Here is an 18,404-nt window from a genome sequence, read left to right as displayed (position 1 = left end):
GGGCCCGACGGCCCATCAGCGCTTGTCGAGGGCCTGACCGGCCTGTTGGCGCAAGGCCTTGGCACGCTTCTCGAGGATCAGGTAGGTGACCACCGCCAACAGCAGCGGAATCAGGTAGTACAACGTTCGATAACCCAGCAGCGCGGCGACCAGCGTGCCCTGGCCGAGCTGGCCATGGAGCAGGGCGAGGAACACGGCCTCCAGCACGCCGAGCCCTGCGGGAATATGCGCGACAACGCCCGCCACGCAGCTGATCAGCAGCACGCCCAATACCGACGGATAGAACAGTTCCGGCGGCAGCAGCAGGTGGATCAGCGCCGCCATCAAAGCCCAGTTGCTGGCCCCCAGGGCCACCTGGCACAACGCCAGGCGCAGGCTCGGCAGGGTGACTTCGTGCCCGCGCAGGTCCCACGTTCGCCGCTTGGCGAAGGCACAGGCGAACAGGTAAGCCAACGCGACCGCCACCATCAGCACGCCGATCAGACGCAGGCCGCCGGCGCCCACCTCCCAGCTATCCGGCAGCTTGACCAAGCCCAAGGTGAACACTGTGCCGGCCAGCAGCAGGTAGCCCATCCAGTTGGTCAACAGGCCCAGGGTGAGGATGCGAGTGATGGTCGGAGTATCGAGACCCAACCTGCCGTACAGGCGATAACGCAGGGCCACGCCACCGACCCAGGTGGTGAAGTTGAGGTTGAACGCATAACACACGAACGCCACCGGCAGCACCTGGCGAGCTGGCAGGCGGTGGCCGGTGTAGGCGCGGGCGAGCAGGTCGTAGCTGGCGAACACCAGGTAGCTGCACAGGGCCAGCAGCAACCCCAGGGCCAGGGTCGAGGGTCGGTAGGCCAGCAGCGACTGGCGCACTTCGTTCCAGTCCAGGTTACGCGCCAGGGTGAACAGCAGCACCGGGATCAGGACCAGGAACAGCACGGTCAGCAGGCGTTTGCCCCAGGTCTTCCAGCGTGGCGTGGCCATCAGGTCTTGCCCCCGTGGTAGCCGGCCGGGGCCTCGCTGTCGGCTTGCAACGACTGCAGGCGTTGCCGGTGCGCCGGGAACCAGCCGGCGATACGCGGGAAATAGCGGGTGATGTGGAAGCCCAGGAAGATCAACGGCGCGCGCCACCAGTAGCCACGCACCATGCGCTCCAGCGTCACGGTCTTGCAGTGCTCGCGGGTCAGTTCGCTCAAGTGCTGGAACAGATGTTCGTTGAACGCACGGTCGCGGATCAGCAGGTTGGCCTCGAGGTTGAATGACAGGCTCAGCGGGTCGAGATTGCTCGAACCCACCGTGGACCAGTCGTCGTCCACCAACGCCACCTTGCCGTGCAGCGGGCGCTGGCAGTACTCGTGGATGCGCACGTCGTCGCGCAGCAGGTAGTTGTAGAGCAGTCGCGAGAGCGCGCGCACCCAGCGCATGTCCGGCTGCCCCTGGAGGATCAGGGTCACTTCGACCCCGCGCCGGGCGGCGTTGCGCAGTTCACGCAGCAGGCGATAGCCGGGGAAGAAGTAGGCGTTGGCCACGACGATACGTTGCCTGGCCTCACGGAAGACCTGCAGGTAACAGGCCTCGATATCGTTGCGATGGCGGCGGTTGTCGCGTTCCACCAGCACGGCGCTGGCCGTGCCTGCGGTGGTGCAGGTCGGCTGGACCTGGCTGGCGGCGTCCAGCACCGCTGCGAGCATACGGCACGAGGAAGCGTGCACCTGGGCCACCACCGGGCCGACGACCTCCACGGCGTAGTCCTGCTTGGCCTGCGGACCGAAATCGCCGAGGTGGTCGGCGCTGTAGTTGATGCCGCCGATGAACGCGCGCTGCCCGTCGATCACCAGGATCTTGCGGTGCAGGCGGCGGAACAGGTTGGTGCGCATGCCGGCCAGCCGGGGTTGCGGATCGAACGAATGGAAGCGCACCCCGGCCTCGGTCATCGAGGCGATGAAATCGTGGGGCAGGTCCGCGGTGCCGTAGCCGTCCACCGCCACCTCGACCCGTACCCCGCGCCGCGCGGCGTCGATCAGAGCCTGGCGCAAGGGTTGGCCGACCTTGTCGTCGTAGATGATGAAGGTCTCCAGAAGGATCTCCTCCCGTGCCTGGGCCATGGCTTCGAACACGCGCGGGTAGTACTGCTCGCCGTTGATCAACAGTTCGACACGGTTGCCGTCGCTCCAGGACTGCTTCATAGCGTCACCTGAGCCACCAGCGGGGCATGGTCGGAGAGGTGTGACCACGGGTATCGGGACAACACCCGCGCCTCGCAGGCTTGTGCATTGCGCAGGTAGATGCGGTCCAGGCGCAGCAGCGGCAGGCGCGCGGGAAAGCTGCGCGCTGGTTTGCCAAAGGCTTCGCGCAGATGCCCCGACAGTCGTGCATCGGCTTTCAGGCGCCAGTCGTTGAAGTCGCCGGCGACGATGACCGGCTCGTCCGGCGGCAGGCTGTCGAGCAACGCCAGCAGCAGGCCGACCTGGCGCTGACGATGGTCTTCGCGCAGCCCCAGGTGTACGCAGATCGCGTGCACCTGCTCATGGCCGGGCACTTCGAGGAGGCAGTGCAATAGACCGCGCTCCTCGTTGCCGTGGATCGTGACGTCGAGGTTGTCGTGGGCGCGGATTGGAAACTTGGACAGCAGGGCGTTGCCATGGTCGCCATGGGGATAGACCGCGTTGCGCCCGTAGGCGAACTGCGGCCACATGCTGTCGGCGAGGAATTCGTACTGAGGTGCCGTCGGCCAGGTCGGATGGCGTTCGGCATGCCGCTGGTGGCTGCCGTGCACTTCCTGCAGGAACACCAGGTCGGCTCCGGTGGCACGGACCGCCTCGCGCAACTCCGGCAGGATGAAGCGGCGGTTGAACAGGGTGAAGCCCTTGTGCACGTTGAGGGTCAGCACCGTCAGGCGGTGTACGGCGGTTACTTTGTCGATGATGCAGCGGGGGGCAGGCAGGGTTCCGTTCATAGCGCCTCCTGCGGCTCGACGCCAGGTTCGGTCACCAGCTCGCCGTCAAGGCCGAGCTCGGCCAGCAGGCTGGTCGCCCCCAAGGCGAACGGCAGATCGTCGACCTGGCATTGGCCCTTGGGGTAGAAGTCCCTGTGCCCGGTGTCATAACGCCAACCGGAACTGCCAATGCGGATCTCACTCACCAGAGCCCCCTGCGTTTGTGTACTCATCTAATAGCGACCGGTGGCGGCGCAGTAGGGTTCAGCAGGATTGACGAGTGGCGCTGGCTGGAAATCCTTCTCCGCACTTGGCGGTCCATATCCGCCGAAAAGCAAAATGTTTAGCTCTTCCTGTGACTGGTAAGTCAGCGTCAAAGCATTCAACTTTTTGAAAAGGTTCCAGAAATTCGATCAGCGGTCAGCCTCGTTTGCGACAATGTGTATTACTTAGATCTCACCCTGGGAGAAAGTGATGAGAGAAAGAGGCCAGACTTATTGGGATTGGATGGATGCCCAGCTGCACTGCCGTACGCACACTGAAATACTTGATTCCGGCTGGACTATCGATGTCCAGGTACGCCTATCACGCGTGGGTACCACGCAATTGTTCATGGGTATCTATGGTCACGAGGGCGCATTGATCCACGAAGAGGCATATGGAACGCGTCCAGGGCAGTCCATGACGACCGCCATGCTGTGGGGTGTTGCCAGAGCGCGTGAACTGGCGTCTTCTCAATCCTGTTCGGGTGCCGCTTCCCACTGAAGAGGGAGCGACCGGTCTATTAGCATTTTCCTAGCAAATTTGTCCTGCCCGCTTGAGCAGGTCCAGGTTGGTAGGCTTCACCGTCACATGAACCAACTCGACGGGTGTGAACCAGCGGCATTCGACTATTTCCCCGGATGCGCGCGGTACCTCTGAACGCTCGACAGGCATCCGGTAAAGGTAATGTTGTTCCATCGCATAGGCGTGATGGCCAAGGTGCCGAGCGTTTCGTAGCGTCAGGCTTGTCTCCTCCCGCAGTTCCCGACGGGCCGCCTCGAGGGGTTGTTCGCCCGGTTCGAGCTTGCCGCCGGGCAAAGACCACTCTGGCGCTTCTTTGCGCACGAACAGGATCTTGCCCTCCTGCACGCAAATGACGGTTGAATGCAACTCTCGGGGTTCACTCATGAGGCCTCCTGGGGCAAGTGGCGAATCGACAGCACTCAACCCGCCAGTGCCTTGATCAACTGCTCGTTGAAGGCCGGGATATCGTCTGGCTGGCGACTGGTGATCAGGTTGCCATCCACCACCACTTCTTCATCTACCCAGTTGCCACCGGCGTTGCGAATATCATCCTGCAACGTCTTGTAGCTGGTCAGCCGCCTGCCTTTGGCCAGATCACTCGACACCAGCAGCCAGGCACCGTGACAAATCACCGCCAGCGGTCTGCTTGCCGAGTTGTGGCTTTTCACCAGTTTCTGAGCCGCGGGTATCAGGCGAATGGTATCGGCGTTCTGTACGCCACCCGGGAGCACAATGGCATCGTACAGATCAAGGTGGGCGCTCTCGAAGGTGGCGTCCACTGCAAACTCGTCGGCAGGCTTGTCGTGATGCCAGCCGCGAACGGTGCCTTCCTTGTCACTCAGAATGTCGATTATCGCCCCATTGGTTTCGAGAGCTTCACGAGGGCCTGTCAGCTCCACCTGTTCAAAGCCATCAGTAACCAGGAAGGCCACACGCTTGCCATTCAATTGAGCTGTCATTGTTCGATCTCCGTTTTCGATGAGCCTGTGGAAGCGAAGGACTTTGTCATCCGTCGGATTGCTCCTCGGGTGGCACTTGGCCTTCCGGCCAGTCGGGTGCCTCATGTTGCGGATCGGGCGGTGGTACCTTTTCGCCGGGATCGTGCGGTACTTCATCGACGTAAGGGTCTGGATGATTGGGGTCGATCATGGGCTGTTACCTCGTCAGAGAATTTTCGGCCTTGCATACCGCCAGTACCGGGATTGTCAATACGATCCCCAGGGCGAACGCTGTCGCCCTGGGTGGACCCCAGTGAAATCAGCGTTCCTTGTCCATGCCCTGGTCTTGGTCGCGTTGTTGACCACCAACTTTTCCAGGGTCGGTAAGGTTCTCCCTGTCATCAGGCTGTTCCACCGATTGCCCGCCTTGTCGCCCGGTATCCTGGGACTGTGCCCAATCCTTGTCGGTCTTGTCCTCAGGCCGTTGACCGCCTTGCTGGCCGCCTTTGTGCCGGTCGGTCATGTCGCCTGCCGAGCCGTGGCCCCCTTGCTGGCCGGCGTTGCCCATGTTGTTGTCGGCGTTACGGTCGCCGCCCTTGTCTTGATTGTTAGCCATGATGGCTTACCTCTGGTCGAACACAGGAAGGTCTGTGTTCAGTTGTGACTGGGTGGTCAGTCATCGCACTGCAAATATTCTCGGTTTTTCGGACCAGTTGCCTGAAGGACCGCGAGGCAAATATTTGGCGGGTGAACAACCGCAGTACAGGTCATGGTGTGGGAGAAAACTGGAACTTTGCGCGCCTTGCGAGCCTCCACCGCATGGCGGCGCGTAAACCGAGGTGGGCCATGAACAGCGACAACGATTTCGACGACGATCAACCGCAGCCCCCGGTGCAACCGGATGAGGGGGAACCGCAAGTGCAGCCGGACGACCCGGACATCGAAGGCCTGCCTGACGAAACCGGGCAACCGGCCTGAAGGAGATCCAGCCATGAAATTCGACCGGTTTGCCCAATGGCTGGCCAACCACAGTGGACGCCCGGTGACCTTCGCCATCGCATTGATGCTGATCATCGCCTGGGGCGTCAGCGGGCCGTTGTTCCACTTCAACGACACCTGGCAACTGGTGATCAACACTTCGACCACGATCATCACTTTCCTGATGGTGTTTCTGATCCAGAACACCCAGAACCGCGACAACGATGAGTTGCACATCAAGATCGACGAGCTGCTGCGCACCACCAAGCGGGCGCACAAGGCACTGCTCGACCTCGAGGACATGGGGCCGGCCGAACTGCATGCGCTGCGCAAGCATTACCAGCAGATGGGCGAGCACGACCCGGCGACGCCGGGCAGTGACGCTGTGGAAAAGAACACGCCTGACTGACCCTGGAGGACGACATGGCCAGACACATCATCCACTACACCGGCCCGATCAACTCCGCGACCTGCGGCAACCTGATCAATACCTGCTCCAAGGCCCTGCAGCAGGGCGCCGAGGTGTTGCAGCTGAACATCGCCACCATGGGCGGCGAATGCAGCTACGGCTTCACCCTGTACAATTTCCTGCGCGCCTTGCCGGTACCGGTGCATACCCACAACCTGGGCACGGTCGAATCGATGGGCAACATCCTGTTCCTGGCCGGCGTTCACCGTACGGCCTGTGCCTGCAGCAAGTTCCTGTTCCATCCCTTCCACTGGACCTTGCACGGCTCGGTGGACCATGCGCGCATGGCCGAGTACGCCATGAGCCTGGACTACGACCTGCGCCTGTATGCGCAAATCGTCGCCGAGCGCACCGAAGGCGCCAGCGACGTGCTCGACGTGCCGCGCTACCTGATGGCCTATCCGCGGATCCTGGAGCCGCAGGAGGCGCTGGCCAGCGGAATGATCCATGCCATCGACGAAATGCCCATCGCTGCGGATGCGGTGCAATGGAGCGTGCATGCGTGAGTGGGGCACACCTCAGGCGCTGATTGCCGTTAGTGAGAACGCGACGAGAACGAATGAGCTGTCACGAATCGCGACAACTCATAACTGTTGCACGGTGGCACTGTCTGCCACGTCCAACCAATACGTAGAAGGAGACACGTCATGGCTCGTGACCCAGACCAGACTGGCCGGCGCGGCGGCACCAAGCAAACCAATCCCGGCAACTTCGCCAATGATCGTGAGCGGGCATCCCGTGCGGGTCAGAAGGGCGGTCGCAACTCAGGTGGTAACTTCGCCAATGACCGGGCCCGCGCCTCCGAGGCGGGCCGCAAGGGCGGCCGCAACAGTCATGGGGGCGCTGATTCGTGAGTGGTTGGCCCTCCCTTCACCGTGTCTGACAATTTTTTTGAATTTTCATGGAACACCACGATCAGTCAAAGAGTCATCCATGGAGAAGAGGAGGGCCAGCGGCAATGCCAAGTCCCCAGCTATTTACCATTGAATATCGGCTGCACGGAGAGCCGCGGCGGTTCATCATCCGCCAGGAGCACATGGACAACGCCGAAGCCTGGCACTGGGCAAGTTGCGACGCGGGGTTGGGGATCATTCCGAAGTTCGGACGGGAAAAGATCAAGAAGGTCAGCCGGCCGATGGCCGAGCGGCATGGCATTACTGATGTGCACTGGCGGGTGTGAGGCGTCGAGGCGAACTGCGGGAAATCGGCCAGGTACCTGAATCAACGTGGGAGCGGGCTAGTCCCGCGAACACCGGCAAAGCCGGTGCCAGGCATTGCATCGCGGGGCAAGCCCGCTCCCACGCAGTCACACACAATCGTCTGATGGTTTCTCAGTTCCCCGAATACTTCACCGCCGCTGCCGTGCGGGTTGGTACATTGAGGGTCTTGAGCAGCGAAGACACATGAATACGCACCGTGAACGGCGAGATATCCAGCGCCCGTGCGATCTCCTTGTTGGTCTTGCCCTGGGCGATCAGGCGCAGCACGTCCTGCTGGCGGTGAGTGAGCTGTTCCAGCTCGCTGGAGGCCCCCGGTTGCGGCAGCAGGCCGCTGGGCAGGTAGTTGACCACCACCTCGCCGGCGCGGATGGCGAGGATGGCCGCGCCGATTTCCGCAGGGCTGACACTCTTGCCGATGAAACCGTCGACGCCAGCGGCCATTACTTCGCAGATCACCTCCGGGTCATCGACCATCGACACCACGATCAGGGTGGTGCGCGGCAGTTGCCGGCGCAGCTCGGCGAGGCGGCCGATGCAGGTAAGGCCGGGAAAGCGCAGGTCGAGGATCAGGGTGTCGGGCGTGGCGCCCAAGGTAGCCAGGCGCAGCACATCGGCCAGGCTGCCGGCTTCCTCCAGCCGGGCGTCGGGCAGGATGCGTCGCACGGTGTTGACCATGGCTTCCCTGAACAGCGGATGGTCGTCCGCCACGATGATGCGGCAACTCACGTCGAGGAACTCCCTGTCGTCCGACACATGCTAATTTAGCAGTCACCTGTGGCATTTTCCCATGATGGATGCCGCAAATGCCGACTGGCGCACAAGGACGTTACCCCATGAGGTTCGAGAAAAACAACGAACTGGACCAAGCCAACCTGCGCATCATCGTCGCCTCCTGCGCGATCAGCTACGTGGCGCTGCTGGGCTTCCTGCCGGGACGCTCGCCGGCCACCTACCTGCCGGTACTGCTCTACTACGCGGGTTTTGTAGTGGTGTCGATCGGCATGCGCCAGGCCATCAAGCGCTGGCCGGGGCATTACCCGGCGCGGCGGATCTTCGGCATGCTCGGCGACTACACCGGTACCTGCTTCGGCCTGGTGGTCGGCGGCGAGACCGCATTGCCGCTGTATGCGGTGATGGTATGGATCAACCTGGGCAACGGCATGCGCTTCGGTTCGCGCTACCTGGCCATCGCCACGGTGCTGGCCCTGGCCGCGTTGCTGGTGGTGTGGCGGCTGACGCCCTACTGGCAGGAACAGCCGTTCCTGCTGCCGATGCTGCTGACCACCAGCACCTTGATTCCGTTCTACGCCCACCTGCTGCTGGAGCGCACGCGCAAGGCCACGGCCCTGGCCGAGGCCGCGACCCGCGAGAAATCGCGCTTCCTGGCCCAGGCCAGCCACGACCTGCGCCAGCCGATCCACTCCATCGGCCTGTTCACCGCCTGCCTGCGCGAGGCGCGCCTGGGCGAGGAGGAGCGGCGCCTGGTGGACAGCATCGACCGCTCGCTGCTCAACGTCTCGCAGCTGTTTCGCTCGATCCTCGACCTGTACACCCTGGACAACGGCCGGGTGCAGCCGAAATGGGAGACCATTGCCGTGGACGGCTTCCTGCGCGAGCTGCTGCGCCAGAACAGCGAAGCGGCGCGCTGGGCCGGGGTCGAGATGCGCCTGGTGCCCAGCCGTCACTGGATCCGCGCCGACCCGGGCATGCTGGCGACCATGGTGCAGAACGTGCTGTCCAACAGCTTCAAGTACGCCGCCGGCCGCCCGCTGCTGATCGGTGTGCGGCCTCGCGGGCAGGGCCTGGCCATCGTCGTCTGCGACCAGGGTCGGGGGATTGCCGAGGAGCACCAGAGCCGGGTGTTCGAGGAGTTCTACCGGGTGCGCGAAGTGCGCGACAAGGATGTCGAGGGGGTCGGCCTGGGCTTGGCCATCGTCAAGCGGCTGGGGCGCTTGATGGGCCTGGAGGTCAGCCTGCGCTCGCGCCTGGGGCATGGTACCTGCGTGACCCTGCAGGGGTTGGCCAAGGCCCCCGCGCAGGTGCCGCGGGCCACGCTCGACCAGGCCGTGCGGGCGGGCCTGCTCACCGGGCTGCGGGTGTGCCTGGTGGAGGACGACCACAACGTGCTGCAGGCCACCAGTGCCTTGTTGCAACGCTGGGGGTGCGAGGTCCAGGCAGAGAGTTCGCCCCATGGCCTGGTCAGCGACTGTGATGTGATCGTCGCCGACTACGACCTGGGGCCGCAGGCTACCGGTATCGACTGCATCGACCAGTTGCGCGCGCAGCGCGGCGCCGATGTGCCGGCGCTGATCATGACCGGTCACGATATCGACAGGTTGCAGGGCGCCTTGCAGGCGCGGGGCATCGCGGTGTTGGCCAAGCCGGTGCGACCTGCCGAGTTGCGCGCGGCGTTGCGTGCCCTGCGCGAGACGGCAGCGGCGCCGACGGTTCAGGCCGGCGCTTGAGGGTGTCACTGGAAGACGGGGGCCTGGCCTTCCTTCCAGCAGGTTGGTGACGGGGTGTAGATGCCCATGCCGGCCACGGCGACCAGGCCGCCGCTGGGCACCTGGCAGTCAAACTGGCCCTTGGACGTGCTGGCTGTGAAGTAGGTGGTGTTGGAGTCGCTGCGCAGGTTGCTGACCTTGCTTACCGGCACGCCGAGGGTGACCTCGGTACGCTGCTTGAGGGTGTCGGCGCTGGGGCTGGCGGTCTGGCAACCGGCCAGGGTGGCGAGGCCGGCAAGCAGGACCAGGGACTTGAAGGGGAAGGACATGGGGATCATCGCGTTGCTTCCTTGGCATTGTTCTCGGTACGGCGCACCCACCGCCAGGAAGGGGGGCTGGCGGTGGGGCGATGGGCCGACTATAGCGCCTAGGTGGCGTTGCGCGATGTAGGGCGGATGTGCGAGGTGGCATATGGCCTTTAGTATCGGGCCTTTCAAGGCCTTTGGGCGCGAGGGCTATTGACCGAGTGAGGGCCACCAAGTGTTCGCCGCTACCCTTGCAGCGCCTATCAGATCGAGCGCCGCCCGCGCGGCGCATCGCGACGCAAGGCCGCTCCTACATCTATGGTTACCCCCATTTCTGCAATACTGTACTGAGTTGTGCGTGAGTTTGGTTTGCGTCAATCTATACGGCGTCGTGTGGGAGGTTGGTCCCGCGCCTCGATGAAAATCGCGCCCGACGAGCCTAGATATTTGTTCGGCTTCTGAAGCCGAGTAGGAGCTCAGGTTGATCGCCAGGCCGGTATACCGTTCACGTCATCTGTGTGCAGCATCGCAAAACCAGGTGGGTTGTTACTCGTGTGTCTGCAGGGTCAAGCGTTCATGGCGCTTGACCCTGCATCAAATTCGCTGTGGTGTGCCGTGATGGCCCAGGCGATTCGGGCCAGTTTGTTGGCGATAGCGCACACCACCAGGTTGGGGTGGTGAACACGTAGCAAGCCACGTACCCAGTCCGCCAGCTTGCCGGTTTTGCGCTCCAGCCCAATCAGATAGACCCTCGCGCACTGGATCAGCAGTCGTCGCTGATTGCCGTCGCCCCGCTTGCTGATTCGCCCCAGGCAAGGTTTGCCGCCTGTCGTGTGCTGCCTGGGAACCAGGCCTATGGAGGCTGAATAATTTCGCCCACAGCGGAACTGCTTACCATCACCCAATTCCGCAGCCAGGGCGGTAGCGGTGATCGGGCCAATACAAGGTATCGACATCAAACGGGAAGCAAGATCATCGCTAACGGCCTGGCTATGCACTTCCTTGTCCAGAGCCTTGATCCGATCATCGAGATAGCGGAAGTGGGCATGTAGGTCCAGCAACAGCTTCTTGATCAACGGTGAGAAGGTACTGTCGTCCAGCAGAATGGGGAGCTCCCGGACCGCCTTGAAGGTGGGTGCCAAACTGACCCCCACCTCGAGCAAATAAGCGTGGATGCGGTTCATGGTGGCAGTACGGTCTCTGATGAAGCTGTCGCGCAGTGAATTGAGCATCGCCAGCGCCTGCTGGGCCTCGGTTTTGGGAGGCACGAAGCGCATCTGATCGCGGGTTGCCGCCTCACCGATAGCGGCAGCATCGGCAAAGTCATTCTTGTTGCTTTTCACGTAGGGGCGAACGAACTGTGCGGGAATAAGTTTGGGCGTATGACCCTGTCTCGTCACCTCTCGCGCCATGAAATGAGAGCCACCACAGGCCTCCATCGCCACCGTGCAGGGCGCAAGATTGGCAAGGTGGCGGATGAGTGACTCACGGTTGAACCTGCGGTGATAGAGCTCATGACCCCGATCATCCTGAGCGTGTACATGGAAGCTCAACTTTCCCAGGTCGATGGCGATGATGGCGACAGTGTTCATGGCGTTGCACTCCGATAGGCACCCTGTGAAAGCTTAGAGGGCTGACACAGGGTGGGGCGGGGGTAGCCATTTCATTATTTGTTTCGGGCCAGTCAATCCTGTGCCATTACCGGGTCCGCCTTGTTGGTACGACGCGGTTTCAGCGTGGGCACCACTGGCGCCTCACCTGCCTCAAGACATGCACCAAGGCGGGCAACCATGGCCTGACAGGTTTGGCACGTTGCAACAAATGTAGGAGCGGCCTTGCGTCGCGATGCGCCGCGCGGGCGGCGCTCGATCTCAAGAGCGCTGCAAGGCTGTCGCCAGGCACCTCAACCCAACCACGCTCAGCGTTTAAGCACCAACGTCAAGATGTCATAACTGGCCACCAGCTCACCCAGCTGGTTGGTCACCTCCACATCCCACGCCACCACCCCTTGCGCCTGCCCCTGCGGGCTGGTCTTGCCCTGGTCGATCTTGCGCTTGCAGGTCAAGCGCGCCTGGATGGTGTCGCCGATCCCCACCGGGGTAATGAAGCGCAGGGTGTCCAGGCCATAGTTGGCCAGCACTGGCCCTTCGCCCGGAGAAACAAACAACCCGGCCGCCGCCGACAGCACGAAGTAACCGTGGGCGATGCGCTTGCCGAACTGCGACTGCTTCGCCGCGATCTCGTCGAAGTGCATGTAGAAGTGATCGCCCGACAGGCAGCCGAAGTTGACCAGGTCGGCCTCGGTCACGGTGCGGCGGTGGGTCAGCAGCGACTCGCCGATGCGCAGGTCGTCAAAATGGCGGCGGAACGGGTGCACCTCGGTCTCGATCACCTCGGCGCCGCGCACGTATTCGCCGGTCACCGCCATCAGCATGCTCGGCGAGCCCTGCACGGCGGCGCGCTGCAGGTAGTGCTTGACCGCGCGCAGGCCGCCCAGCTCTTCACCGCCGCCCGCACGGCCGGGGCCGCCGTGCTTGAGCTGCGGCAATGGCGAGCCATGGCCGGTGGATTCCTTGGCCGCCTCGCTGTCGAGCACCAGCAGCCGCCCGTGCCAGGCCGCCGCCACCGGAATGGCCTTGGCCGCCACGGCGCGGTCGGCGGTGACCAGCGACGCCACCAGGCTGCCCTTGCCGCGGGCGGCCAGGGCCAGGGCCTCGTCGAGGTCGTCGTAGGCCATCAGCGTGCTCACCGGGCCGAACGCCTCGATATCATGGGCGCCGCCCTCGGCATGCGGGTCGCGGGCCAGCAGCAGGGTCGGGGCGAAGAACGCGCCTTCGGCCACGCCTTCACCCACCGGGGTGAAACCGTCACTGGCCCCCAGCAACTGCTCGCAACTGTCCAGTAACTGGCGCACGCGCTCGCCGACATCGCGCTGCTGGTCGTGGGAGGCCAGCGCGCCCATGCGCACGCCTTCGACCGCAGGATCGCCCACCATCACCTTGCGCAGCCGCTCGCGCAGGCGGGTGGCCACCGCGTCGAGGTGTTTGGCCGGGACGATGGCGCGGCGGATCGCCGTGCATTTCTGCCCGGCCTTGGTGGTCATTTCCCGCGCTACTTCCTTGATGTACAGCTCGAACTCCTCGCTGTCGGGGCTCACGTCCGGGCCAAGGATGGCGCAGTTCAGCGAGTCGGCCTCGGCGGTGAAGGGCACCGAATGGCGGATCAGGTTCGGGGTGACGCGCAGCTTGGCCGCCGTGTCGGCGGAGCCGGTGAAGGTCACCACGTCCTGGCCTTGGAGGCGGTCGAGCAGATCGCCCGTGCTGCCGATCACCAGTTGCAGGCTGCCGGCCGGCAACAGGCCCGATTCGTTCATCAGGCGCACCACGGCTTCGGTGAGGTAGCTGGTTGAGGTGGCGGGTTTGACGATGCACGGCATGCCGGCGAGGAAGGTCGGGGCGAACTTCTCCAGCATGCCCCAGATCGGGAAGTTGAAGGCGTTGATATGCACGGCCACCCCCGTGCGCGGCACCAGGATATGGCTGCCGGCGAAATGGCCTTGCTTGCCCAGCGCGATTGCCGGGCCTTCATGCACCAGGTTGCCCGACGGCAGTTCGCGCCGGCCCATGCTGCAATAGGCGAACAGCGTGGCGTTGCCGCCCTCGATGTCGATCCAGCTGTCGGCGCGGGTGGCGCCGCTGTGGTGGGACAGGGCGTAGAGCTGCTCCTTGCGCTCGGCCAGGTACAGCGCCAGGGCCTTGAGCCGGGCGGCGCGCTGCTGGAAATCCATGGCCAGCAGCTGCTTGAGGCCCTGGGCCCGGGCGAAATCCACGGCCTCGGCGAAGTCCGGGCGTTCTTCGTGGCTGTAGGCCAGGATATGGCCATCCAGGGCGCTGCGCAGGGCCTGGGCGCCGTGCTGGCCGATCCAGCGGCCGGCGATGAAGCTTTGCAGGGTAGGGGCGGCGGACATGCTGTTCTCCTTTGAAGGGGCGCGGTTACCACAGCGCCAGGGTGTAGCCGATGATCAGGCGGTTCTCGTCCACGGCATTGGTCAGGCCGTTGCCGGAACGGAAAGTGACGTTGCGCCAGCGCAGGCTGACGTCCTTGAACGGGCCGCTCTGGATGACGTAAGTGATGTCGGTGTCGCGTTCGCGCTCGCGGCCATTGCTGAGCGTGGCGGTTTCGGCGTGGCGACCGTCGGTGTAGCGGGTCATGAAGCTCAACCCAGGTATGCCCATCGCGACAAAGTCGTAGTCGTAGCGCACTTGCCAGGAGTCGAGCCCGGCGCGGGTGAAGGTGTTGTAGGTGACCAGGTTGACGGTGTACGGATCGCCGCCGTTGAGGAACGGAAAGGCGCTGTCGCCGGACATCTGCTGCCAGGTGGCGGTGAACTTGTGGGCCTTCACGCCCAGGGTGAACATGGCGTTGAAGTTGCGGTTGTCGATGCGCCCGGCGCGCTCGGCACCGTCGCCGCGGCTGTCGAAGTAACGCAGGTCGCTGCGCAGGCTGACGCCTTCGGCCAGGGGCTGGGTATGCAGCAAACCGACGTATTGCTGGCGGTAGATGTCTTCGAGCTTGGCGTAGTAGTAGCTGACGCTGGCCTGTGGGGTGATGGCGTAGCTGCCGCCGCCGAAGTCGAAGTGGTCGCTGCTGGCGGCGCCGTAGCCGATGTCGTCGCGCCCGGAGGAGTCGCGCAGGTTGGCCTTGGTCAGGCGGCCGCCATTGAAGGTCAGGCCGTCCAGCTCCTGGCTGGTCAGCAGGCCGCCCTGGAAAGTCGAGGCCAGCAGGCGGGTGTCGTTGTACACCACCACCGGCAGGATCGGCTGCAAGGTGCCAAGGCGCAGGGTGCTCTTGGACACCCGCAGCTTGCCGGTCAGGCCCAGTTCGCTGTAATCGTCCACCGGTTCCAGGCTGCGTGGCCCGTAGGGCAGCAGGCCGGTGTTGCGCCGGTCGCGGCTGGAGTCGAGCTTGATGCCCAATTGGCCCATGGCGTCCACCCCGACGCCGACCGGCCCCTCAGTGAAACCCGATTCGAAGCGGGCGGTGAAGCCCTGGCCCCATTCCTCGGCCTTGCTCTGCGGGGCGTTGCCCTGGCGGAAGTCGCGGTTGATGTAGTGGTTGCGCAGTTCGAGGCGTGCGTGGCTGTCAGCGACGAAGTCCGCCATGGCCGGCAAGGGCAGGGCGAGGGTGGCCAGCCAGGCGGCTGACTTGAGGTGCGTGCGGTTCATTGTTGTTGTACCCGACATTTTTATTGTTCTTGAGGTCAGTGCTTGCTGGCGCCGGCGGCGCCGATACCGGTCATCGAGCGAATGAACTGGGCCAGGTAGCGCCCACGTTCTTCGCGCGCCCGCTCTGAGCTGTCGGTGACCGAGAAGGCCCAGGCGGCGAGGAAGGCCAGCGACATGGAGAACAGCGCCGGGTTGCTATAGGGGAACAGCGCCCGCTCGTTGTGCAGCACGTTGACCCACACCGCCGGCCCCAGCACCACCAGGACGATGGCCGAGACCAGCCCGGCCAGGCTGCCGCCCACCGCGCCGCGAGTGGTCAGGCCTTTCCAGAACATCGAGAGCAGCAGCACCGGGAAGTTGACCGAGGCGGCCACCGCCAGCACCAGGCCGGAAAGGAAGGCGATGTTCTGCGACTCGAACAGCAACCCCAGCAGCACCGCGAACAGGCCGATCCCCAGGGTGGCCAGGCGCGAGACGCGCATCTCTTCCTGCTCGCTGGCCTGGCCCTTGCGCACCACGCAGGCGTACAGGTCGTGGGACACCGCCGAGGCGCCGGACAGCGCCAGGCCCGCCACAACGGCGAGGATGGTGGCGAAGGCCACCGCCGAGATGAAACCGAGGAACAGGTTGCCGCCCACGGCCTGGGCCAGGTGCACCGCGACCATGTTGCCGCCGCCGATGATCGCACCGGTGGCGTCGCGGTAGGACGGTTCGGTGCCGACCATGACGATGGCGCCGAAGCCGATGACGATCAGCAGCAGGTAGAAGTAGCCGATGAAGCCGGTGGCGTAGAACACGCTCTTGCGCGCTTCCTTGGCATCGCTGACGGTGAAGAAGCGCATGAGGATATGCGGCAGGCCGGCCGTGCCGAACATCATGCCCAGGCCCAGGGAGATGGCGTCCACCGGGTTTGACAACAGCGCTCCCGGCGCCATGATCGCCTGGCCCTTGGCGTGCACGGCCACGGCGCTGGCGAACATCGCCTCGGTGCTGAAGCCGAAGTGCCTGAGCACCATGAAGGCCATGAAGGTGGTGCCCGACAGCAGCATCACCGCCTTGATGATCTGCACCCAGGTGGTGGCGAGCATGCCGCCGAAAGTGACGTACAGCACCATCAGCACGCCCACCAGCATCACCGCGTACAGGTAGCTGATGCCGAACAGCAGCTCGATCAGCTTGCCGGCGCCGACCATCTGCGCCACCAGGTACATCAGCGCCACGGCCAGGGTGCCGAAGGCCGAGGTCAGGCGCACCGGGGCCTGGGCCAGGCGGTAGGAGACCACGTCGGCGAAGGTGTACTTGCCCAGGTTGCGCAGGCGCTCGGCGATCAGGAACAGGATGATCGGCCAGCCGGCCAGCACGCCCAGGGCGTAGAGCAGGCCGTCGTAGCCGTTCATGAACATCATCGCCGAGATGCCGAGGAAGGAGGCGGCGCTGATCATGTCGCCGGCGATCGCCAGGCCGTTCTGCATGCCGGTCAGGCCGCCGCCGGCGGTGTAGAAGTCGCTGGCCGAGCGGGTGCGCAGGGCGGCCCAGCGGGTCACCAGCAGGGTGAAGCCGACGAACACCAGGAACATCGAGATGGCGGTCCAGTTCATCGCGCGCACTCCTGCTTGACCACCTCGTTGAGCGGGTCGATGACGCGGTTGGCGCGGTGCATGTAGATGCCGGTGAGGGCGAAGGACAGCAGCACCATCAGCACGCCCACCAGCATGCCGACGCTGGTCACCCCGCCGCTGAGTGACTGGCCGAGCACGCCGGGGGCGAAGGCCACCAGCAGGACGAAACCGTAGTAGGCGACGAGCATGGTCAGGGTCAGCGAGCCGTTGAGACGGCGCTTGCGCTGGATCAGTTGCACGAAGGCGGGGTGCTTGCTGATGGATTCGAGGTGTTCGGGTGTCATGGGGGCGTTCTCTCTGGCTGTTGTAATTGTTTTTTCAGGTCACGCGGGTGTTGCTTTGGGAGATCGCGGGGCAAGCCCGCTCCCACGGGTTTCAGCTGCCTTCGTGGGAGCGGGCTTGCCCCGCGATGGGGTTCAAAGCTGATCGAAATCGAGCACCACCTTGTCGCTCAGCGGGTAGGTCTGGCACGACAGCACATACCCGGCCGCCACTTCGTAGTCCTCCAGGGCATGGTTGCTGTCCATCTCCACCTCGCCCTCGATCACCTTGCACTTGCAGGTCGAGCACACCCCGGCCTTGCACGACCAGGGCAACTCGGCGCCGATGGCGTTGCCGGCCTCGAGCACGCTGCGGGTGTTGCGCGGCAGGTCGAAGGCCAGGGCGCGGCCGTCGCTGATCACGGTGACGTGGCTGACCGCCGAATCCACCTGGCGCGCCGCCTCGCGGGCTTCGCGACGGGCCTGTGCACCGGCGGCGGCGAACAGCTCGAAGTGGATGCGCTCCCTGGCCAGGCCATTGGCCTGCAGGCTGTCGCGCACGGTCTCGGTCATCGCCTGCGGGCCGCAGATGAATGCCGCATCGAGTGATTTGACGTCGAGCCAGCGGGCGAACAGCTGGCCGCACTTGTCGGCGTCGATGCGGCCGTTGTACAGGTCGACATCCTGCTGCTCGCGGCTGAACACGAAGATCAGGTTGAGGCGGTCGAGGTACTGGTTCTTCAGGTCTTCCAGGCGATCGCGGAACAGCGCGCTGTTGCTGGCGCGGTTGCCGTACAGCAGGGTGAAGCGGCTGTGGGGTTCGCAGGCCAGGGTGGTGGCGACCAGCGACAGGATCGGGGTGATGCCGCTGCCGGCGGCCACGCCCAGGTAGTGACCTCGGCGCGTCGGGTCCAGCGGCACGAAGAAGCTGCCCGACGGCGGCATTACCTCGAGCTGCTGGCCGGCCTTGAGCACTTCGTTGGCGAAGGCCGAGAAACGACCGCCCGGCACGCGTTTGACCGCCACGCGCAATTCGCCGTCCTGCACCGCGCTGCAGATCGAATAGGAGCGGCGCACTTCTTCGTCATCCAGTCGGGTGCGCATGACCAGGTACTGGCCCTGGGTGAAACGAAACTCATCGTGCAGGTGCGCGGGCACGTCGAAGGCGATGGACACCGCGTCGCGGGTCTCCTGGCGCACTTGCTTGACGGTCAGGCTGTGAAACTGGCTCATG

At 64.3% G+C, this 18,404-nt stretch carries 21 protein-coding genes and 1 pseudogene; 6 read left to right on the top strand and 16 right to left on the bottom strand.

The annotated features are described in order from the left end of the window. Positions 1 to 15: 15 nt before the first annotated feature. From ACZ899_RS06400 to ACZ899_RS06365, 8 genes are all read right to left on the bottom strand, one after another. Positions 16 to 975, bottom strand: a complete 960-nt coding sequence (locus ACZ899_RS06400) for a lysylphosphatidylglycerol synthase domain-containing protein (protein WP_234562791.1) — start codon at positions 973 to 975, stop codon at positions 16 to 18. Next, entirely contained in the window at positions 975 to 2,177 is a 1,203-nt protein-coding gene (gene clsB, locus ACZ899_RS06395) for a cardiolipin synthase ClsB (RefSeq protein WP_234562792.1), read from the bottom strand. Before clsB ends, ACZ899_RS06400 begins: the two co-directional genes overlap by 1 nt. After that, positions 2,174 to 2,947, bottom strand: a complete 774-nt coding sequence (locus ACZ899_RS06390; RefSeq protein WP_234562793.1) for an endonuclease/exonuclease/phosphatase family protein — start codon at positions 2,945 to 2,947, stop codon at positions 2,174 to 2,176. Before ACZ899_RS06390 ends, clsB begins: the two co-directional genes overlap by 4 nt. Continuing rightward, positions 2,944 to 3,132, bottom strand: a complete 189-nt coding sequence (locus tag ACZ899_RS06385) for a hypothetical protein (RefSeq protein ID WP_442800056.1) — start codon at positions 3,130 to 3,132, stop codon at positions 2,944 to 2,946. Before ACZ899_RS06385 ends, ACZ899_RS06390 begins: the two co-directional genes overlap by 4 nt. A 589-nt stretch (positions 3,133 to 3,721) precedes the next feature. After that, positions 3,722 to 4,096 (bottom strand): NUDIX domain-containing protein, encoded by a 375-nt coding sequence (locus tag ACZ899_RS06380; RefSeq protein ID WP_234562795.1) that lies wholly within the window; start codon positions 4,094 to 4,096, stop codon positions 3,722 to 3,724. 35 nt (positions 4,097 to 4,131) lie between these two features. Then, positions 4,132 to 4,671, bottom strand: coding sequence for a type 1 glutamine amidotransferase domain-containing protein (locus ACZ899_RS06375; RefSeq protein WP_234562796.1), 540 nt, complete (start codon positions 4,669 to 4,671; stop codon positions 4,132 to 4,134). A gap of 46 nt (positions 4,672 to 4,717) precedes the next feature. After that, complete coding sequence (locus ACZ899_RS06370; protein WP_234562797.1) at positions 4,718 to 4,861, bottom strand: hypothetical protein; 144 nt, start codon at positions 4,859 to 4,861, stop codon at positions 4,718 to 4,720. Between the two features lie 108 nt (positions 4,862 to 4,969). Further along, on the bottom strand, positions 4,970 to 5,266 hold the full coding sequence (locus ACZ899_RS06365; RefSeq protein WP_234562798.1) for a hypothetical protein: 297 nt from the start codon (positions 5,264 to 5,266) through the stop codon (positions 4,970 to 4,972). A 230-nt stretch (positions 5,267 to 5,496) separates the two neighbouring features. On the opposite strand from ACZ899_RS06365, the gene ACZ899_RS06360 reads away from it, so the two are divergent. The 5 genes from ACZ899_RS06360 to ACZ899_RS06340 all read left to right on the top strand — a co-directional run bounded on the left by ACZ899_RS06360 (position 5,497) and on the right by ACZ899_RS06340 (position 7,277). After that, a complete protein-coding gene (locus ACZ899_RS06360) occupies positions 5,497 to 5,628 on the top strand; it encodes a hypothetical protein (RefSeq protein ID WP_267967267.1) in 132 nt (43 codons plus the stop codon). A 13-nt stretch (positions 5,629 to 5,641) separates the two neighbouring features. Next, positions 5,642 to 6,037, top strand: a complete 396-nt coding sequence (locus ACZ899_RS06355; protein WP_110736983.1) for a low affinity iron permease family protein — start codon at positions 5,642 to 5,644, stop codon at positions 6,035 to 6,037. 14 nt (positions 6,038 to 6,051) lie between these two features. After that, the gene (locus ACZ899_RS06350; protein ID WP_234562799.1) at positions 6,052 to 6,603 is read left to right on the top strand and encodes an ATP-dependent Clp protease proteolytic subunit; all 552 of its coding nucleotides are present in this window, start codon (positions 6,052 to 6,054) and stop codon (positions 6,601 to 6,603) included. Between the two features lie 141 nt (positions 6,604 to 6,744). Further along, positions 6,745 to 6,951, top strand: a complete 207-nt coding sequence (locus ACZ899_RS06345) for a con-10 family general stress protein (RefSeq protein ID WP_234562800.1) — start codon at positions 6,745 to 6,747, stop codon at positions 6,949 to 6,951. A gap of 104 nt (positions 6,952 to 7,055) precedes the next feature. Continuing rightward, a complete protein-coding gene (locus ACZ899_RS06340) occupies positions 7,056 to 7,277 on the top strand; it encodes a DUF6555 family protein (RefSeq protein ID WP_050705694.1) in 222 nt (73 codons plus the stop codon). Between the two features lie 151 nt (positions 7,278 to 7,428). On the opposite strand, the gene ACZ899_RS06335 is transcribed toward ACZ899_RS06340, so the two are convergent. Further along, the gene (locus tag ACZ899_RS06335; protein WP_234562801.1) at positions 7,429 to 8,043 is read right to left on the bottom strand and encodes a LuxR C-terminal-related transcriptional regulator; all 615 of its coding nucleotides are present in this window, start codon (positions 8,041 to 8,043) and stop codon (positions 7,429 to 7,431) included. Between the two features lie 107 nt (positions 8,044 to 8,150). Here ACZ899_RS06335 and ACZ899_RS06330 point away from each other — a divergent pair, with 107 nt between their 5' ends. Next, entirely contained in the window at positions 8,151 to 9,782 is a 1,632-nt protein-coding gene (locus tag ACZ899_RS06330) for an ATP-binding response regulator (RefSeq protein WP_234562802.1), read from the top strand. Between the two features lie 5 nt (positions 9,783 to 9,787). Here the strand turns inward: ACZ899_RS06330 and ACZ899_RS06325 are convergent, their stop codons facing one another. The 7 genes and pseudogenes from ACZ899_RS06325 to paaE form a co-directional block, all read right to left on the bottom strand. Beyond that, complete coding sequence (locus ACZ899_RS06325; protein WP_232856177.1) at positions 9,788 to 10,099, bottom strand: hypothetical protein; 312 nt, start codon at positions 10,097 to 10,099, stop codon at positions 9,788 to 9,790. A gap of 533 nt (positions 10,100 to 10,632) precedes the next feature. After that, positions 10,633 to 11,658 carry an IS110 family RNA-guided transposase gene (locus tag ACZ899_RS06320; RefSeq protein WP_203646634.1) on the bottom strand — a complete coding sequence of 342 codons (1,026 nt, stop codon included), beginning with the start codon at positions 11,656 to 11,658 and terminating at the stop codon, positions 10,633 to 10,635. 326 nt (positions 11,659 to 11,984) lie between these two features. Then, positions 11,985 to 14,033, bottom strand: a complete 2,049-nt coding sequence (gene paaZ / locus ACZ899_RS06315) for a phenylacetic acid degradation bifunctional protein PaaZ (protein ID WP_234561639.1) — start codon at positions 14,031 to 14,033, stop codon at positions 11,985 to 11,987. Between the two features lie 25 nt (positions 14,034 to 14,058). After that, positions 14,059 to 15,291, bottom strand: a complete 1,233-nt coding sequence (locus tag ACZ899_RS06310) for an OprD family porin (protein WP_234561640.1) — start codon at positions 15,289 to 15,291, stop codon at positions 14,059 to 14,061. A gap of 35 nt (positions 15,292 to 15,326) precedes the next feature. Further along, positions 15,327 to 16,895: pseudogene (locus tag ACZ899_RS06305) on the bottom strand (cation acetate symporter); the annotation flags it as partial. After that, a complete protein-coding gene (locus tag ACZ899_RS06300; RefSeq protein ID WP_234561642.1) occupies positions 16,886 to 17,194 on the bottom strand; it encodes a DUF485 domain-containing protein in 309 nt (102 codons plus the stop codon). The pseudogene ACZ899_RS06305 and the gene ACZ899_RS06300, both read right to left, overlap by 10 nt. A gap of 132 nt (positions 17,195 to 17,326) precedes the next feature. Further along, positions 17,327 to 18,403 carry a 1,2-phenylacetyl-CoA epoxidase subunit PaaE gene (gene paaE / locus ACZ899_RS06295; RefSeq protein WP_234561643.1) on the bottom strand — a complete coding sequence of 359 codons (1,077 nt, stop codon included), beginning with the start codon at positions 18,401 to 18,403 and terminating at the stop codon, positions 17,327 to 17,329. Position 18,404 lies beyond the last annotated feature (1 nt).

The sequence above is a fragment of the Pseudomonas sp. TE31087 genome (assembly GCF_057284075.1).
This window is presented reverse-complemented; position numbering and strand designations above follow the sequence as displayed.

Excerpts from the sequence above, each read along its gene's own strand:
- ACZ899_RS06400 (WP_234562791.1), bottom strand. The coding sequence starts at position 975 with ATGGCCACGCCACGCTGGAAGACCTGGGGCAAACGCCTGCTGACCGTG.
- clsB (WP_234562792.1), bottom strand. The coding sequence starts at position 2,177 with ATGAAGCAGTCCTGGAGCGACGGCAACCGTGTCGAACTGTTGATCAAC.
- ACZ899_RS06390 (WP_234562793.1), bottom strand. The coding sequence starts at position 2,947 with ATGAACGGAACCCTGCCTGCCCCCCGCTGCATCATCGACAAAGTAACC.
- ACZ899_RS06380 (WP_234562795.1), bottom strand. The coding sequence starts at position 4,096 with ATGAGTGAACCCCGAGAGTTGCATTCAACCGTCATTTGCGTGCAGGAG.
- ACZ899_RS06375 (WP_234562796.1), bottom strand. The coding sequence starts at position 4,671 with ATGACAGCTCAATTGAATGGCAAGCGTGTGGCCTTCCTGGTTACTGAT.
- ACZ899_RS06370 (WP_234562797.1), bottom strand. The coding sequence starts at position 4,861 with ATGATCGACCCCAATCATCCAGACCCTTACGTCGATGAAGTACCGCAC.
- ACZ899_RS06365 (WP_234562798.1), bottom strand. The coding sequence starts at position 5,266 with ATGGCTAACAATCAAGACAAGGGCGGCGACCGTAACGCCGACAACAAC.
- ACZ899_RS06360 (WP_267967267.1), top strand. The coding sequence starts at position 5,497 with ATGAACAGCGACAACGATTTCGACGACGATCAACCGCAGCCCCCGGTG.
- ACZ899_RS06355 (WP_110736983.1), top strand. The coding sequence starts at position 5,642 with ATGAAATTCGACCGGTTTGCCCAATGGCTGGCCAACCACAGTGGACGC.
- ACZ899_RS06350 (WP_234562799.1), top strand. The coding sequence starts at position 6,052 with ATGGCCAGACACATCATCCACTACACCGGCCCGATCAACTCCGCGACC.
- ACZ899_RS06345 (WP_234562800.1), top strand. The coding sequence starts at position 6,745 with ATGGCTCGTGACCCAGACCAGACTGGCCGGCGCGGCGGCACCAAGCAA.
- ACZ899_RS06340 (WP_050705694.1), top strand. The coding sequence starts at position 7,056 with ATGCCAAGTCCCCAGCTATTTACCATTGAATATCGGCTGCACGGAGAG.
- ACZ899_RS06330 (WP_234562802.1), top strand. The coding sequence starts at position 8,151 with ATGAGGTTCGAGAAAAACAACGAACTGGACCAAGCCAACCTGCGCATC.
- ACZ899_RS06325 (WP_232856177.1), bottom strand. The coding sequence starts at position 10,099 with ATGATCCCCATGTCCTTCCCCTTCAAGTCCCTGGTCCTGCTTGCCGGC.
- ACZ899_RS06320 (WP_203646634.1), bottom strand. The coding sequence starts at position 11,658 with ATGAACACTGTCGCCATCATCGCCATCGACCTGGGAAAGTTGAGCTTC.
- paaZ (WP_234561639.1), bottom strand. The coding sequence starts at position 14,033 with ATGTCCGCCGCCCCTACCCTGCAAAGCTTCATCGCCGGCCGCTGGATC.
- ACZ899_RS06310 (WP_234561640.1), bottom strand. The coding sequence starts at position 15,291 with ATGAACCGCACGCACCTCAAGTCAGCCGCCTGGCTGGCCACCCTCGCC.
- ACZ899_RS06300 (WP_234561642.1), bottom strand. The coding sequence starts at position 17,194 with ATGACACCCGAACACCTCGAATCCATCAGCAAGCACCCCGCCTTCGTG.
- paaE (WP_234561643.1), bottom strand. The coding sequence starts at position 18,403 with ATGAGCCAGTTTCACAGCCTGACCGTCAAGCAAGTGCGCCAGGAGACC.